At 63.2% G+C, this 13,031-nt stretch carries 16 protein-coding genes; 7 read left to right on the forward strand and 9 right to left on the reverse strand.

From position 1 onward, the window contains the following. Nucleotides 1-3 precede the first annotated feature (3 nt). The 5 genes from BLS74_RS15880 to BLS74_RS15900 are packed head-to-tail and all read right to left on the reverse strand — an operon-like array spanning nt 4 to nt 3,711. Nucleotides 4-402: a hypothetical protein gene (locus tag BLS74_RS15880; RefSeq protein WP_093107894.1), complete on the reverse strand. Its 399-nt coding sequence runs from the start codon at nt 400-402 to the stop codon at nt 4-6. Between the two features lie 47 nt (nt 403-449). Continuing rightward, nucleotides 450-1,097, reverse strand: a complete 648-nt coding sequence (locus BLS74_RS15885) for a 4-carboxy-4-hydroxy-2-oxoadipate aldolase/oxaloacetate decarboxylase (protein WP_093107896.1) — start codon at nt 1,095-1,097, stop codon at nt 450-452. A 30-nt stretch (nt 1,098-1,127) separates the two neighbouring features. After that, the gene (locus BLS74_RS15890) at nt 1,128-2,384 is read right to left on the reverse strand and encodes a pyridoxal phosphate-dependent aminotransferase (RefSeq protein ID WP_093107898.1); all 1,257 of its coding nucleotides are present in this window, start codon (nt 2,382-2,384) and stop codon (nt 1,128-1,130) included. Further along, a complete protein-coding gene (locus BLS74_RS15895) occupies nt 2,384-3,046 on the reverse strand; it encodes an RraA family protein (RefSeq protein ID WP_093107900.1) in 663 nt (220 codons plus the stop codon). The genes BLS74_RS15890 and BLS74_RS15895 overlap by 1 nt, the downstream gene beginning before the upstream one ends. Then, entirely contained in the window at nt 3,043-3,711 is a 669-nt protein-coding gene (locus BLS74_RS15900; RefSeq protein WP_093107902.1) for an RraA family protein, read from the reverse strand. The genes BLS74_RS15895 and BLS74_RS15900 overlap by 4 nt, the downstream gene beginning before the upstream one ends. Before the next feature lie 106 nt (nt 3,712-3,817). On the opposite strand from BLS74_RS15900, the gene BLS74_RS15905 reads away from it, so the two are divergent. Then, complete coding sequence (locus tag BLS74_RS15905) at nt 3,818-4,747, forward strand: LysR family transcriptional regulator (protein ID WP_093107904.1); 930 nt, start codon at nt 3,818-3,820, stop codon at nt 4,745-4,747. A gap of 26 nt (nt 4,748-4,773) precedes the next feature. On the opposite strand, the gene BLS74_RS15910 is transcribed toward BLS74_RS15905, so the two are convergent. Further along, nucleotides 4,774-5,670 (reverse strand): amino acid ABC transporter substrate-binding protein, encoded by an 897-nt coding sequence (locus tag BLS74_RS15910; RefSeq protein ID WP_093107906.1) that lies wholly within the window; start codon nt 5,668-5,670, stop codon nt 4,774-4,776. Between the two features lie 346 nt (nt 5,671-6,016). On the opposite strand from BLS74_RS15910, the gene BLS74_RS15915 reads away from it, so the two are divergent. The 5 genes from BLS74_RS15915 to BLS74_RS15935 all read left to right on the forward strand — a co-directional run bounded on the left by BLS74_RS15915 (nt 6,017) and on the right by BLS74_RS15935 (nt 10,116). Then, on the forward strand, nt 6,017-6,823 hold the full coding sequence (locus BLS74_RS15915) for an NAD(P)H-dependent oxidoreductase (RefSeq protein ID WP_093107908.1): 807 nt from the start codon (nt 6,017-6,019) through the stop codon (nt 6,821-6,823). A 33-nt stretch (nt 6,824-6,856) separates the two neighbouring features. Then, nucleotides 6,857-8,032 (forward strand): NAD(P)/FAD-dependent oxidoreductase, encoded by a 1,176-nt coding sequence (locus tag BLS74_RS15920; protein WP_093107910.1) that lies wholly within the window; start codon nt 6,857-6,859, stop codon nt 8,030-8,032. A gap of 12 nt (nt 8,033-8,044) precedes the next feature. Continuing rightward, nucleotides 8,045-8,818, forward strand: a complete 774-nt coding sequence (locus BLS74_RS15925; RefSeq protein WP_093107912.1) for an SDR family NAD(P)-dependent oxidoreductase — start codon at nt 8,045-8,047, stop codon at nt 8,816-8,818. Between the two features lie 4 nt (nt 8,819-8,822). Continuing rightward, on the forward strand, nt 8,823-9,275 hold the full coding sequence (locus BLS74_RS15930; RefSeq protein ID WP_093107914.1) for a VOC family protein: 453 nt from the start codon (nt 8,823-8,825) through the stop codon (nt 9,273-9,275). Between the two features lie 82 nt (nt 9,276-9,357). Next, nucleotides 9,358-10,116, forward strand: coding sequence for a LamB/YcsF family protein (locus BLS74_RS15935; RefSeq protein WP_093107916.1), 759 nt, complete (start codon nt 9,358-9,360; stop codon nt 10,114-10,116). 68 nt (nt 10,117-10,184) lie between these two features. Here the strand turns inward: BLS74_RS15935 and BLS74_RS15940 are convergent, their stop codons facing one another. Beyond that, on the reverse strand, nt 10,185-10,928 hold the full coding sequence (locus tag BLS74_RS15940; RefSeq protein ID WP_093107918.1) for a helix-turn-helix domain-containing protein: 744 nt from the start codon (nt 10,926-10,928) through the stop codon (nt 10,185-10,187). Between the two features lie 89 nt (nt 10,929-11,017). Between BLS74_RS15940 and BLS74_RS15945 the strand changes: the two genes are divergently transcribed. Next, complete coding sequence (locus BLS74_RS15945) at nt 11,018-11,662, forward strand: GntR family transcriptional regulator (RefSeq protein WP_093107920.1); 645 nt, start codon at nt 11,018-11,020, stop codon at nt 11,660-11,662. 22 nt (nt 11,663-11,684) lie between these two features. On the opposite strand, the gene BLS74_RS15950 is transcribed toward BLS74_RS15945, so the two are convergent. Together BLS74_RS15950 and BLS74_RS15955 are read right to left on the reverse strand one after the other, a co-directional pair. Then, a complete protein-coding gene (locus tag BLS74_RS15950) occupies nt 11,685-11,876 on the reverse strand; it encodes a tautomerase family protein (RefSeq protein WP_093107922.1) in 192 nt (63 codons plus the stop codon). Between the two features lie 197 nt (nt 11,877-12,073). Then, entirely contained in the window at nt 12,074-12,955 is an 882-nt protein-coding gene (locus BLS74_RS15955; protein WP_093107924.1) for a transporter substrate-binding domain-containing protein, read from the reverse strand. Between the last annotated feature and the right edge of the window lie 76 nt (nt 12,956-13,031).

Below are 13,031 nucleotides of genomic sequence, written 5' to 3' on the forward strand. Positions count from 1 at the left end.
CGGTCAGACCGCAGCAATGAACTCCAGCCGCAGCTCGCGGATGCGTGGTTCCACGTAATAGCCGCCGTACTCGGTGTAGCGCAGGAAGGGTCGACCGCATCCGACACAGGCCCACAGGTCGCAGCGGTTGTAAGGATGGAAAGGGGGTGCGATCGGCGCCCGGGGCGACCAGTAGCTGGTGCCGTTCGGGTGGTACTCGTCCAGCGTGGGCTCCTGGTCGCCAGGCGGGCGAAGAGAGCCGACCCGACGCAGGCTGCTTTCATCCGCGGTTGCCGAGAGGGCCTCCCATCCCGGGCAGCGAAGTGCAGCGCACCGCGCGCAACCCGTGTTCGACACGTGCTCGCTCGCCAGCCTAAGCAAGGCTTCGGCATCGAGCACGGCATCGTCGGAGTTGGGAGGCATGCGTCAGTCCAGCGTCACGCCGGCCACTGTACTCGCGTAGCGCACGCTCAGGTCAGGCCGAGCCGGCGCAGCGTGTCCGTCAGGCCGAGCAGGTCCGAAGTGAAGCTCCCTTGCGCGATGGCCTCGCGCTGCTTCTCTTCCTTCTCCTCCCGCGCCAGGCTGGCCGCAATGACCGACTCCACCTCGCCCTGCGGCACCACCGCGAGGCCGTCGCGGTCGCCGACGATGATGTCGCCGGGGTGGATCAGCACGTCGCCGATGCTGACGGGCACGTTGACCTTGCCGGGTTGATTCTTCGCAGTCCCCTTGATCGACAGCCCGCGGCAGAACACGGGAAAGCCAAGCTCGATGATGAGATTGGCATCGCGCACGCAGCCGTTGATGACCAGGCCGGCGATGCCGACCTTCATCGCCTGGATCGTCAGGACATCGCCCCATGGTCCGGCTTCCATGAAGCCCTTGGCGTCGACCACGAGCACGTCGCCTGGTTGTGCCTTTTGCACCGCGTAATGCAGCATCAGGTTGTCGGCCGGGCGGCAATCGACGGTGAAGGCCGGGCCGGCGAGACGCACGGTCGGATCGATTGGTTTCATGCCGTGGTCAAGTGCGCCCTTGGCACCCTGAGACTCGTACACGGTGGCTGCGCCCAGGTCGCGCAGTTGGTTGAGTTGTTCCTGGTTGGCTGTTGCTGTCATGTTGAAGAATTTCGAGTTGACGAAGGAACCTCAAAGGCGAGATGGCGAAGCCGCTTCCTTGACACTCCCCAATGAAATGCAAAAACTCTGGATGGCCTCACAGGCCTTGCGCAGCGAAGCATCGTCCAGCGCATAGGCGATGCGGATGTACGGCCCCAAGCCGAAGGCACTGCCATGGACGACGGCCACGCCAGCCTCGTCCAGCAGTGCCATCGCAACGTCCTCGTCCGTGTGCAGCACGGTGCCCGCAGGCGTCGTCTTGCCGATCAGGCCCGCGCATGAAGCGAAGGCGTAGAACGCACCGGCGGGCACTTCACAGTGCAGGCCCGACGTGTCGTTCAGCAGCTTCACCATCATGTCGCGCCGCTTCTGGAACACCGCGCGGCTGCTGTCGATGAAGTCTCGAGGCCCGGTGAGGGCGGCCACCGCCGCATGCTGCGAGATGCTGCACGCGCCCGAGGTCTGCTGGCCTTGGAGCTTCTCCATCGCATCGAGCAGCCATCTCGGCCCCGTGCCGAAGCCGATGCGCCAGCCCGTCATCGCATAGGCCTTGGACACGCCGTTCATCGTCAGCGTGCGCTCGCGCAGGCGAGGTTCCACCTGCGCGATGGTGTGGAAGGCGGCGCCGTCGAAGGTCAGGTGCTCGTAGATGTCGTCCGACAGCACCAGCACATGAGGACAGTCCAGCAGCACCTCGGCCAGCGCCTGCAGATCCGCGCGCGTGTACACCGCCCCCGTCGGGTTGGAAGGTGAGTTCAGGATCAGCCACCGCGTCCGCGGCGTGATCGCGTCCGCGAGCTTCTGCGGCGTGAGCTTGAAGCCCGTCTCGCTTCCGCAAGGCACGACCACCGGCTTGCCCCCGCAGAGCTGGACCATCTCCGGATAGCTCACCCAGTAAGGCGCAGGCACGATGACCTCGTCGCCTTCGTTCAAGGTCGCTGCCAGGGCGTTGTAGATCACCTGCTTGCCGCCGCTGCACACCAGCGTGTCCTGCCAGTTCACCTCCAGGCCGTTCTCGCGCCTGAACTTCATGGCGATGGCCTCGCGCAAGGCACGCAGGCCCGCAACCTGCGTGTAGCGCGTATGGCCGGCGCGGATCGCGGCGATGCCCGCTTTGCGCACGTGTTCGGGCGTGTCGAAGTCCGGCTCTCCGGCGGACAGCGAGATCACGCTCGCGCCGGCCGCGCGGCGCGCCGCCACGCGGTCCATCACGCGATAGGTGGCGGAAGGCTGTGCGCTTTCGAGGTGGGCGTTCAGGCGCCGCGAGCCGGATGCCGCGGCACTCATCATCCCTTCCTCTGCAGCGTGTGGTAACCCAGGGCCTGGCGAGCCTCTCCCAGGGTCTTCCCTTGCGCAATTTGCGCGCGAATCTCGGATTCCACGCCTTCGATCTTGAGGGCCAGTTCGGCCACCTCGCGCGCGCGGGCACGAGGAACCACCACCACGCCGTTTGCATCGGCCACCACGATGTCGCGCGCCACGACCCGGGCCGTGCCGATCGATACCGGCGTGTTGACCGACTCGACCTCGACCCGGTCCTTGCCCGTGCGCATGAAGCGCCCCTTGGTGAACAACGGATAGCCGTCGCCCAGCGCCTTGGAAACATCGCGGCACACGCCGTCGATCACCGTGGCGCAGATCTTCCGGATGCCAGCGTACTGGGTCATGATGTCGCCCCACACGGTGCAGTCGGTGCGCCCGTCGTTGTCGATCACGATCACGTCGCCTTCGGCCACGTCGTCGATGAAGTCGCCGACCGTGCCGGCGGGCGTGGCGGCCGGCACGTACTTGACGGTGAAGGCAGGCCCGATGACGACCTGCTTGTAGTTGTCCAGCGGCGCAATGCCCAGGCATTGGCCCGGGAGCCCCAGCTTGTCCATCGCGTCCGAGACGCCTGGGGTATCCAAGCCCTCGAAGAGGCTGACGAGTTCCTTGTCTTGTGCGTTCATTTGCCGGCTCCCTGGTTGATGGCTTCGAATTCCTTGTCGTGCATGACTTCGGCGACCGAGCGGCCGGCGCGTACGGCCTGCACCATGGCGTCCTGGCGGCGCGCGATGCGTTCGCCCAGGTCGAGGACTTCCTTGATGCGCGCCGCCGGCACGAACACGGTGCCGCAGCGATCCGCGATCACGTAGTCGTCCTGATTCACCGTCACGCTGGCCATCTGCACCGGCTTGCCGGAATCGACCTGCACAACCCGGTTGCGCGCACTGATCATGGTCACGCCACGGCCATAGACGGGATAGCCGATGGATTCGCTGCCTTCGATGTCGCGGCTCAGGCCGTCGATCACCGAGCCGCGGATGTTTCGCGCCACGGCGGCGTTGGCCAGGATGTCGCCCCAGCAGGAGATTCCGTCGACGCCGCCGGCGATGACCAGCACCCGTTCGTTGGTCGTGACCTCCGCGATGACGGGGGAGATCAGATGCACGGTCGGCTTGGCATCGGTCTTCGGGCCGAGCTGGATGGTGCTGGCGCGGCCCACGATCTTGGGGCAGGACCACAGCGGGCGCAGTCCGTAGGTGGCGCCGGGCAGTTGAAGGAAATCGAGCGCGTCGGAGACGGTGTTGGTGTCCAGCGCGGCCAAGCGGACAAGCAGGGAGGGAGGCGTCATGGCATAGCGGTGTGAAGCAATCGGAGCCCTCACTTTCGGTCGATGCCATTCATCTGTAAATTCCGAATTTCGGAACCCATCCATACGATCAACCTATCGCCCGACCATGATCAACTTCCGCCTCATCCGCCATCTCTGGCTGTTCCTGATCGTGGCCGAGGAGAAGAACTTCAGCCGCGCCGCAAAGCGCCTGGGCATGTCGCAGCCGCCCTTGACCGAGCAGATCCAGGTTCTCGAACAGTCGCTGAAGATGCGCCTCTTTGAGCGCTCACGGCGAGGAGCCCAGCTCACGCCGATGGGCGCGGCCATCCTGCCGGCGGTGCGCAAGTTCGCCGAGCAGCTGCAGCGGCTGGAGCTGGCCGTGCAGGAGGCGGCCGCGGGACAGACAGGCCTGCTCACCATCGGCGCCATCAGCTCGGCGATGGTGGATGTCCTGCCTGCACTCCTCGAGCAATTGAAGGCCGACCTCCCCTCGCTCACGGTGTCCGTGCGCGAGATCGACAGCGTGGATGCCATCCCCCTTCTGAAGAGCGGGGACATCGACCTGGCCTTCGCGCGGCTGGATGGAGACTTGGGCGCGGACATCGCATCGGTGCCCCTCACCCAGGAACGGCTGTCGGTGGCCCTGCCCAAATCGCATGCACTGGCGCAGCTGCCGAGGATTCGCCTCGCCTCGCTCGCGCAGGAGGCCTTCGTGATGTTCTCCCGGCAGGTCAGCCCCGTCTACTTCGACAGCCTCGTCGCTGCCTGCCTGGCGAACGGCTTCTCGCCGCGCGTGATCCACGAGGTCCGCTCGATCTCGTCCCAGGTCGCCTTCGTCGGATGCGGCCAGGGCATCGCACTGGTGCATTCGTCCTTCAAGCGCCTGGCGCCGGAGAACGTCGTCTTCCGGCCCCTCAAGGAGCGCTTGAATGTCGTGACCACGGCGGTTGCATGGAGCAGCGCGCGTGCAAATCCGGTCGTCGACACCATCATCGCCAAGCTAGGCGCTGTCTCGGCGCCCTCTCGCAAGGCCGCCGGGGCCAAACACTCCTGAGTTCGCGCAGTAGCCGAGTTGCCGATTCAGACACCCCGGTTGTTCGGGTTCCTGTAGGCCTCCTTGACGGCGCTCGGCATCGGGAGGTTGATGTTCGCTCCGGTCGGAGGCACGGGACGGGTGAACCACTTCGCATAGAGTTCATTGATCTCCCCGCTCTTCATGAGCGAAGTGAGCGTGGCATCAACCAGCGCCTTGAACTGCGGATCGTCCTTGCGATACATGAACCCATAGGGCTCTTCCCGCAGACGCTCTTCAAGGATCTTGTATTCACCCGGATTGTTCGTTCGGGCGATCAGGCCCGCGAGCTGCACGTCTTCCACGATCATCGCCGCTGCGCGGTCGGAGGAAAGGAGCAGGAACGCATCTGCCGTGTCCTTCCCCGAGATCTCGTTGATCTCCAGCTTCTCGTTCTTGCGGAAGGCACGCAGCAGCTGGATCGAGGTGCTTCCTGTGACCGTAGCAACGGTCTTGCCCTCGAGTTGGGCCATGCTGTTGATTCCCGAGCTCTTCTTGACGGCGGCGGCCACGCTGGCCACGAAATGCGTTGGGGCAAACTCCACCTGCTGCGCACGGGCGACCGTGTTCGTCGTCGTGCTGCACTCGAGGTCCACGGCGCCGTTCTGCACCAGTGGAATCCGGTTGGTCGGCGTGACGATGGTGTAGTGCACCTTCAGGTTCGGCATGCCCAGCTTGGCCTTCACCGCGTCGACAACCTTCATGCAGAGGTCGGCAGAAAAGCCGACCGGGTTGTCGTCCGAGCTCAGCTTGTACGAGAACGGAAACGATGCCTCTCGTCCACCGAGATTGATGACGCCGGTTTCCTTGATCTTCTGCAAGGTGTCCTTGGGCTGCGCATGCGCCGCACCCAGTGCCTGCAGCCCCACGATGGCAACGACGGTGATGGTCTCGAGAAGTTTCATGACGGCTTTCAGAAGTGGTTGACCTGCGGCAGGGCCAATGCCCTGCGGCCGACATTCTGAGATTTGATTGATGGAGTCATGAAATAGTTATTACTGATTGCTCCATCACGGATTGGCATCGGCATGCCGCCCCGGGGCACGGCGATCAGTCGTGACCGTTGTAGTAGGCGCGCAGCTGGACTTCGCTCTCGGGCGTGCACGACCCGCCGTCGACGACGATGCTCTGCCCGGTCACACGCAGATGGAGAGCCGCAGAACGGCCGACGTTTTGACTATGCAGAAAACCGCGGCCGTGGTGCGTCATACCATCTAGCGGCGCCGATCCCCCGCCCGCACAATTTCCGGCATGAACTGTCTGATCGTATTTGCGCATCCCGAGCCGGCATCCTTCAACGCAGCGCTCAAGGACCTCGCTGTTGGCGAGTTGGAGCGCCAGGGCCACACGGTCGTCGTCAGTGACCTCTACCGCATGGGCTGGAATTCGGCCTTGGGTCCTGCCGACTTCGCAGGCGAGCGAGCAAACCCCGACTACCTGGATCTCTCCAGGGAACAGGAACATGCATTCGCGACCAACGCATACAGCGCAGAAGTCGCGGCCGAGCAGGCCAAGGTCGCAGCCGCCGACTTCATGCTGTTTCATTTCCCGGTCTGGTGGTTCTCTATGCCCGCGATTCTCAAGGGCTGGATCGACCGCGTCTTCAGCCGAGGCTTCGCGTATTCCGCGGGGCGCAAGTACGAATCCGGGCACCTCAAGGGCAAGCGGGCGATGCTTTGCATCACAACAGGGACGGCGCCCACCCTCTACGAAGCCAACGGCATCGACGGCGACCTTCACCATGTGCTCTGGCCCATCCACAACGGGATCCTGGGCTACACCGGCTTCACCGTGCTCCCACCCTTTGCCGCCTGGATGCCTGCGCGCGTGTCGGTAGCGGAACGCCAGGCCTACCTCGACGCGTTTGCCGAGCGCCTGCGCAGCATCGACCGGACCGAGCCGCTCTTCTTCCATCCCTGGAGCGACTACGACAAGTCGCAGCGACTCAAGCCCGGTGTCCTCGCTCGGTCTGGCGTGCAGTGGAACCCGCGCGCCGGCCAGACATTCGAGCAATCGGCGTCGGACTTCGCACAACGGCAGCGGCCGGCTCGGGCCTGATTTCGCCGTTCATCCATTTGCTCTCCCTCGGTCATGCCATCAGCGAATTCAGGCCGCGTCGTTATTGTCGGCGGCGGCATCATTGGCAGCTTCTGTGCGTGGTCACTGCGCCAGGCCGGCTTTGCGGGATCGATCACTGTCGTGGAGAAAGACCCGACGTACCAGTACTCTTCGACAGCCCTGTCTGCCGCTTCGATACGCACACAGTTCGGGACACCCACGAATATCCAGATGAGCCTGTTCGGGGCTCACATGTTTCGCAACATCAAGGCCGTGTTCGGAGAAGAGGCGGACATCGGATTCCAGGAAAAGGGCTACCTGATCCTTGGGGAGAGCGATCAGATCGCCGAGCGGGTGGCGGCGGCCGAGATGCAATGCGCCCAAGGTGCACGCATCCTCGCGCTGGACCCCGACGAACTCGGCGTGCGCTTTCCTGGAATCAGTTTCGACGGCGTCGGCATCGGAACGCTGGGCGTGCAGCACGAAGGCTGGTTCGATGCCTGGAGCCTGCTGTCCACGGTGCGTCGATCGGCGCGCCAGCACGGCGTCCACTACGTGCAGGCGGCGGTCGAGACGTTGGAGACGCATCACGCCAGGGTCGCCAGCGTCGGGCTGTCGAATGGAGAGAAGATCCCCTGCGATTTCTGCATTCTGGCGTCGGGCGCGCTATCCGGCCGGTTGGTCGCATCACTGGGCATCGCGCTGCCTGTTGTGCCCAAGAAGCGCACGGTGTTCTGCTTCAAGACGCCGTTCAGGCTGGAAAACTTCCCGATGCTGTTTGATTCAAGCGGTATCTGGGTTCGTCCTGAAGGGGACAGCTACATCGGGGGCATTCAGCCACCGGCCGAGAAGGACGCGGACGCCGATGGGGATTTCGAGCCGCATCACGAGCTCTTCGAGGAACTCTTCTGGCCCTTGCTTGCCACCCGTATTCCGGCCATGGAGGAACTTCGGCTCCACCGTGCATGGGCGGGGCACTATGAAGTCAATACGCTGGACCACAACGGGGTCGTCGGCGCCCACGATGAACTCAGCAATCTCATCATGGCGACCGGATTCTCCGGCCATGGGGTCATGCATGCGCCAGCCGTGGGTCGAGGTGTTGCAGAACTGGTCACAACAGGAGAGTTCCGGTCCATCGACATGACCCCGTTGGGCTGGGGCCGAATTCGCAGTTCAACACCATTGTTTGAATCCATCGTCTATTAAGAGGAAGTCGAAATGAGGCTTGCAGGAAAAGTTGCTGTCGTGACAGGAGCTGCGCGCGGAATCGGGCGCGCGACGGCCGAACGTCTCTTGGCCGAAGGGGCCAAAGTGGTTGTCTCCGACGTCAACGTGGACCAGTTGCACAAGACGGCCGGTGAGATCGGCACGCCGGATGCCGTTCTGGCGCTACCCGCCGACGTTGCGAAGAAGAGCGAGGTGGTTCAGCTCGTCGAGGCGGCCGTCCAGCGCTTCGGCGCCGTCGACATCATGGTGAACAACGCCGGCATCGCGCCGGTGGTTGATTTTCTGGACGTCACCGAAGAACTCCTGGATCGCGTGCTGGACGTCAATCTCAAGGGCGCCTTCTACGGGACGCAGGCAGCAGGCCGCCAGATGATCAGCCAAGGCAAGGGCGGCGTGATCATCAACATGTCGTCGATCAACTCCGGGCTGGCCAACCCCAACGTGGCGCCCTACGCCATCTCCAAGGGCGGCATGAACCAGGTAACTTCCACCGCGGCGGTGGCGTTTGCGCCCCATGGCATCCGTGTCGTGGGCGTCGGCCCCGGGACCATCATGACCGACATGGTGGCCGGGGCGTTCGTCAACAGCGCGGGCCATCATGCGATCCTGTCGCGAACCCCGCTGGGCCGCTACGGCCAGGCATCGGAAATCGCGTCGGTCGTCGCCTTCCTCGCCAGTGACGATGCGTCGTACCTGACCGGGGAAACCGTGTATGTGGACGGAGGCCGGCGCGTGCTGAACTATGTCGTACCGGTCAAGGACTGAACCCATGTCGACCTTGTTCAACAAGTTTCACCACATCTGCATCGTGGTGTACGACATCGACAAGGCGCAAGCCTACTACGAGTCCATCGGCGTGGGCCCGTGGGTCGAATATCCGCCTCTGGTCGAGTATGAGGAGCTGGAGGTTCCCAGCAAGGCCGGCTTCCTGTCGCTCAAGTACAGGATCTGCAACCTGCCCAACGTTCAGATCCAGCTGTGTGAGCCTGGCGATGAACCCTCGCCCCAGCGCCTTCACCTGGACAGCAAGGGAGAAGGTGTCTTCCACATCGGCTTCGAGGTTGCGGACGCCGATGCCGCCGAGGCGCAGGCCAAAGGCGCGGGCCTGCCGGTGCTGATGCGCGGGCGCCGCGCCAACCGTACGGGCTTCACCTACTACGACTCGGCGCAGGGCGCGGGCGTCACGCTCCTCACGCGTGCAACGAATCTGCCCGGCAAGTGACGGCTGGCGACGTGTTTTCGCTGACACACGAAAAGCAGCGGATCCGGCGCTGACGAAGCAACTCGATGCGAAGGACGCAAGGATGCGGATCGATCTGAATTCCGATCTCGGGGAAGGTTACGGGCCTTGGGTCATGGGGGATGACGCGCTCATCCTGGACTGCGTCACCAGCGCCAACATCGCCTGCGGCGGTCATGCCGGCGACGCGGAAACCATGTACAGGACGCTGCGCATGGCCGCAGACCGTGGCGTCAAGGTCGGGGCCCATCCCGGCTATGCGGACCGTGAAGGTTTCGGCCGGCGCGCGATTCCGATGCAAGCCGCCGAGATCGGCAGGATGGTCGTGGCGCAGGTCGGCGCGCTCGCTGCAATGGCGCGATTGGCGGGCACGCGAGTGAGCTACGTCAAGCCGCATGGCGCGCTGGGCAATCTCGCGGCCGCTGACATGACGGTGGCGAAGGCCATCATTTCCGTGGTGAAGTCCGTGGACCCGACGCTCGCGATACTCGCCATATCCGGCACGGAGCTCGAGCGCGCCGCGCTTGAGCAAGATGTTCAGGTGTTCTCCGAGATCTTTGCCGATCGCGCGTACCTGTCCAACGGCCAACTGGTGCCGCGCAGCCAGACCGGTGCCATGCTGCTTGACGCCAAGGAGGCCGCGGATCGCTTGATCGGCTACCTGAAAACCGGAAGGATGCCGGTGCTAGGCGCCGAGCCTATTGCGTTGAACGCCGACTCGATCTGCGTCCACGGCGACAGTGCCGCGGCCGTCGAGATGGCAAGACTCGTCCGGATGCGGTTGGAGGCCGAGGGTGTCACCGTGGCCTCCTTTGTCGGCTAGCCGCTGGCGATGGATGGAGCCGTGGTGGGGTTTGGAGAGCCCGCTGTTCAGGATCGCCTGATTCCCCGTCACTTCGCGCGCGCAGCAGTGCGGTACTGCTGTGGGGTGAACATGGTGGCAGCCTTGAACTGCCTCGAAAAGGCGCTGTGGTCGGAGTACCCACACTCCGTCGCGATGTCGGTGATGCTGTCCTGGCCGTTCTCCAGTTTGCGGCATGCGCGATCCAGCCGCATCCGCATCATGATCTGCTTGGGCGCCATGCCGAACACCTCCCTGCACAAGCGCTCCAGCATATCCATTGACAGGTTCACGGCCACCGCAATCTCGCTGATCCGCAGGTTCTGTTGATCCGGGGCCTCCAGCATCTTCAGGAAGTCGAGTAGCCGCTTGTAGCTTGCGTGCTTTTCGTCGGGACGCGAAAGTATGCGCGACACGCCGACCAGCCCGACGACCTGCCCTGCCTTGTCCGACAAGGGAAACTTCGAGCTGAGGCACCACTGTCGGCGCCCATCCGCCGAGAAGAAAAGGCGCAGCACGTCGACCACGGGCTTGCCGGTGCTGATCACTTCTCGGTCCTGCGTGAGTGTGGTTGGCCCGGTGAAGCCGAACAAGTCGTCCGAGGTGAGTCCGACCACCTCTTCCTTGCGCCTACAGCCGCTGTGGTTCAGCAAGGTACTGTTGACCACCAGATACCGTGCCTCCCGGTCCTTGACATAGAACAGGACGCTGGGAAGGTGGTCGAACATCTTCTCCAGGAGGGAGAGATCGAGCTTCATCTCGATCGCGCGCAGCAGGGTTTCCTTGTCCAGCATGGGTAGGGGCACCATCCAGGTTGATCGGATCCTATTTTGGATTCGAAAGTAAGATAGTGGCCCGTGAAGGTTTGGATGCGAGGTCTGTGATGGCTGACGAGTCGGCGAATGGCGCGCTTGTATTGTCTGCAGATTCAGTCACGAGCGCACTGCGTGACATGATTCTGACCGGGTCCCTCGGCTTAGGGGTCCAGCTCAAACAAGAGGCGCTGGCCAAGCGCTTCGGTGTCAGTCGCATCCCCGTTCGCGAGGCCTTGAAGCGGCTTCAGGCCGAAGGCCTTGTCCAGCATACCCCGCACCAAGGCTCCATCGTCGCGACCCAGTCCGTCCCCGAACTGCTTGAGACCCTGGACATCCGAATCGGCCTGGAAACGCGTGCTCTGAAGCTTGCGATCCCACTGATGAAGACAGCTGACCACAAGGCGGCGCGCGAGATCATGGCCAGGTACGACGCAAGCGACTCGCCTCTCGAGTGGGCGGAGCTCAACCTCGAGTTTCATCTGTGCTTGTACAGGGCCTGCGGGCGGCCCAGGCTTCTGAAAATGATCGAAGAGATCGTGCGCGGGATCGGCATTCACCTCCGCGCCCAGCAGTCGTACAAGGCCGGACGAAAGTCCCCCCAATCCGAACACCGCGAGATCCTCAAGGCTTGCGTGGCTCGTGACATTCCCTTGGCCATCGAACTGCTGGAGAAGCACATCGAACACACGCAAAGAGCGCTTCAGGACGATTGATCCGAGAGCGCGCAGATGAACCTCAGGTCGGCGGCGCTCCCAAGAACTTTCCGCCCACCGCCCAATCCGACGGCTTCACGTCCTCGAACACAACGTGGACCGTTTCCGGTTTGCAGCCGCAGTGAGCAACCATCGATTGCGTGATCTCCTCGGCAACCTTCTGCTTTTGCTCCTGCGTTCGGCCTGCGGACAGTTCGATGCGAATCACGGGCATTGCTTTTCCTTCGCACTTCAGGGAACGGCTTGACGAACTCTTGTCCGTGCTGTTGCAAGCAGGAACGAGGCGTCTGCCTGGTCAACGGCGCTATGAGCAGCGAGAGTCGTCAAGGCGAGAAGGCATCAAGCTCGCCCGAGGACGTTACGAAGAACTCCAGATGGCGGGCTCTGCTGCCTGAGGCTTCGGGCGACGATTCAAACGCCCTTGTCCGTGGGATTCCTATACAGCGCCTTCGTCGCCTCGGACATCGGGAACTGCAGGTTCACGTTGCGGGGCGGAATCGGCGAGGTGAACCACTTCGCATACATCGCGTCGATCTTGCCGGTCTTCATCAGATCGGTGACCGTGGCGTCGACGAGCGCCTTCAACTTCGGATCGTCCTTGCGGAACATGATGCCGTACGGCTCCTGGCGAAGTGCCTCGGGCAGGATCTTGTACTCGGCAGGCGCCTGCGAGGCTGCGATCTGTCCGGCCAGCAGCACGTCATCCATCACGAAAGCGCTTGCGCGGTCCGATGCGAGCAGGAGGAACGAATCCGAATGATCCTTGCCATAGATCTCGCTGACCTCGACGTTGTCGGTCTTTTTGTATGCACGCAGCAAAGGAATGGATGTGGTGCCCGTCGTCGTCGCGATCGTCTTGCCTGCAAGGTCAGCGAAGCTGTTGATGCCCGAGCTCTTCTTGACCGCGGCACTCACGCCGACGACGATGTAGTTCGGACCGAACGCAACCAGCTGCTGACGCGCCATGGAATTGGTGGTCGACCCGCATTCCATGTCGACGGTGCCGTTCTGCACCAGCGGCACCCGGTTCTGCGAAGTCACCGTCTGATACTTCACGGTGAGGTTCGCAACGCCCAGCTTCGACTTGATTGCGCTGGCGACCTCCTTGCAGATGTCGATCGCAAAGCCCACGGGTTCATCGCCGGTTCCGAGAACATAGGAGAAGGGAATCGACGAATCGCGATGGCCAATCGTGATGGACCCTGCAGCCCTGATCTTCTCGAGCGTGTCGCCCGGTTGTGCGGACGAGGCGCCTGCCGCCAGGGCCAGACAACAAAGTGCAAGAAAACGCATTGCTGATCCTCTGTGACTCAATGATGGGTTGCATTGGATCCAATCACGGATACACTGTCAAGCCCAGTTCACTCCG

It is taken from the genome of Variovorax sp. CF079, from assembly GCF_900101545.1.
In the GTDB taxonomy this organism is placed as follows: Bacteria; Pseudomonadota; Gammaproteobacteria; order Burkholderiales; family Burkholderiaceae_C; genus Variovorax.

Bases quoted from the DNA above. Each gene is read 5' to 3' on its own strand.
- BLS74_RS15880 (WP_093107894.1), bottom strand. From the start codon at position 402: ATGCCTCCCAACTCCGACGATGCCGTGCTCGATGCCGAAGCCTTGCTT.
- BLS74_RS15885 (WP_093107896.1), bottom strand. From the start codon at position 1,097: ATGACAGCAACAGCCAACCAGGAACAACTCAACCAACTGCGCGACCTG.
- BLS74_RS15890 (WP_093107898.1), bottom strand. From the start codon at position 2,384: ATGAGTGCCGCGGCATCCGGCTCGCGGCGCCTGAACGCCCACCTCGAA.
- BLS74_RS15895 (WP_093107900.1), bottom strand. From the start codon at position 3,046: ATGAACGCACAAGACAAGGAACTCGTCAGCCTCTTCGAGGGCTTGGAT.
- BLS74_RS15900 (WP_093107902.1), bottom strand. From the start codon at position 3,711: ATGACGCCTCCCTCCCTGCTTGTCCGCTTGGCCGCGCTGGACACCAAC.
- BLS74_RS15905 (WP_093107904.1), top strand. From the start codon at position 3,818: ATGATCAACTTCCGCCTCATCCGCCATCTCTGGCTGTTCCTGATCGTG.
- BLS74_RS15910 (WP_093107906.1), bottom strand. From the start codon at position 5,670: ATGAAACTTCTCGAGACCATCACCGTCGTTGCCATCGTGGGGCTGCAG.
- BLS74_RS15915 (WP_093107908.1), top strand. From the start codon at position 6,017: ATGAACTGTCTGATCGTATTTGCGCATCCCGAGCCGGCATCCTTCAAC.
- BLS74_RS15920 (WP_093107910.1), top strand. From the start codon at position 6,857: ATGCCATCAGCGAATTCAGGCCGCGTCGTTATTGTCGGCGGCGGCATC.
- BLS74_RS15925 (WP_093107912.1), top strand. From the start codon at position 8,045: ATGAGGCTTGCAGGAAAAGTTGCTGTCGTGACAGGAGCTGCGCGCGGA.
- BLS74_RS15930 (WP_093107914.1), top strand. From the start codon at position 8,823: ATGTCGACCTTGTTCAACAAGTTTCACCACATCTGCATCGTGGTGTAC.
- BLS74_RS15935 (WP_093107916.1), top strand. From the start codon at position 9,358: ATGCGGATCGATCTGAATTCCGATCTCGGGGAAGGTTACGGGCCTTGG.
- BLS74_RS15940 (WP_093107918.1), bottom strand. From the start codon at position 10,928: ATGCTGGACAAGGAAACCCTGCTGCGCGCGATCGAGATGAAGCTCGAT.
- BLS74_RS15945 (WP_093107920.1), top strand. From the start codon at position 11,018: ATGGCTGACGAGTCGGCGAATGGCGCGCTTGTATTGTCTGCAGATTCA.
- BLS74_RS15950 (WP_093107922.1), bottom strand. From the start codon at position 11,876: ATGCCCGTGATTCGCATCGAACTGTCCGCAGGCCGAACGCAGGAGCAA.
- BLS74_RS15955 (WP_093107924.1), bottom strand. From the start codon at position 12,955: ATGCGTTTTCTTGCACTTTGTTGTCTGGCCCTGGCGGCAGGCGCCTCG.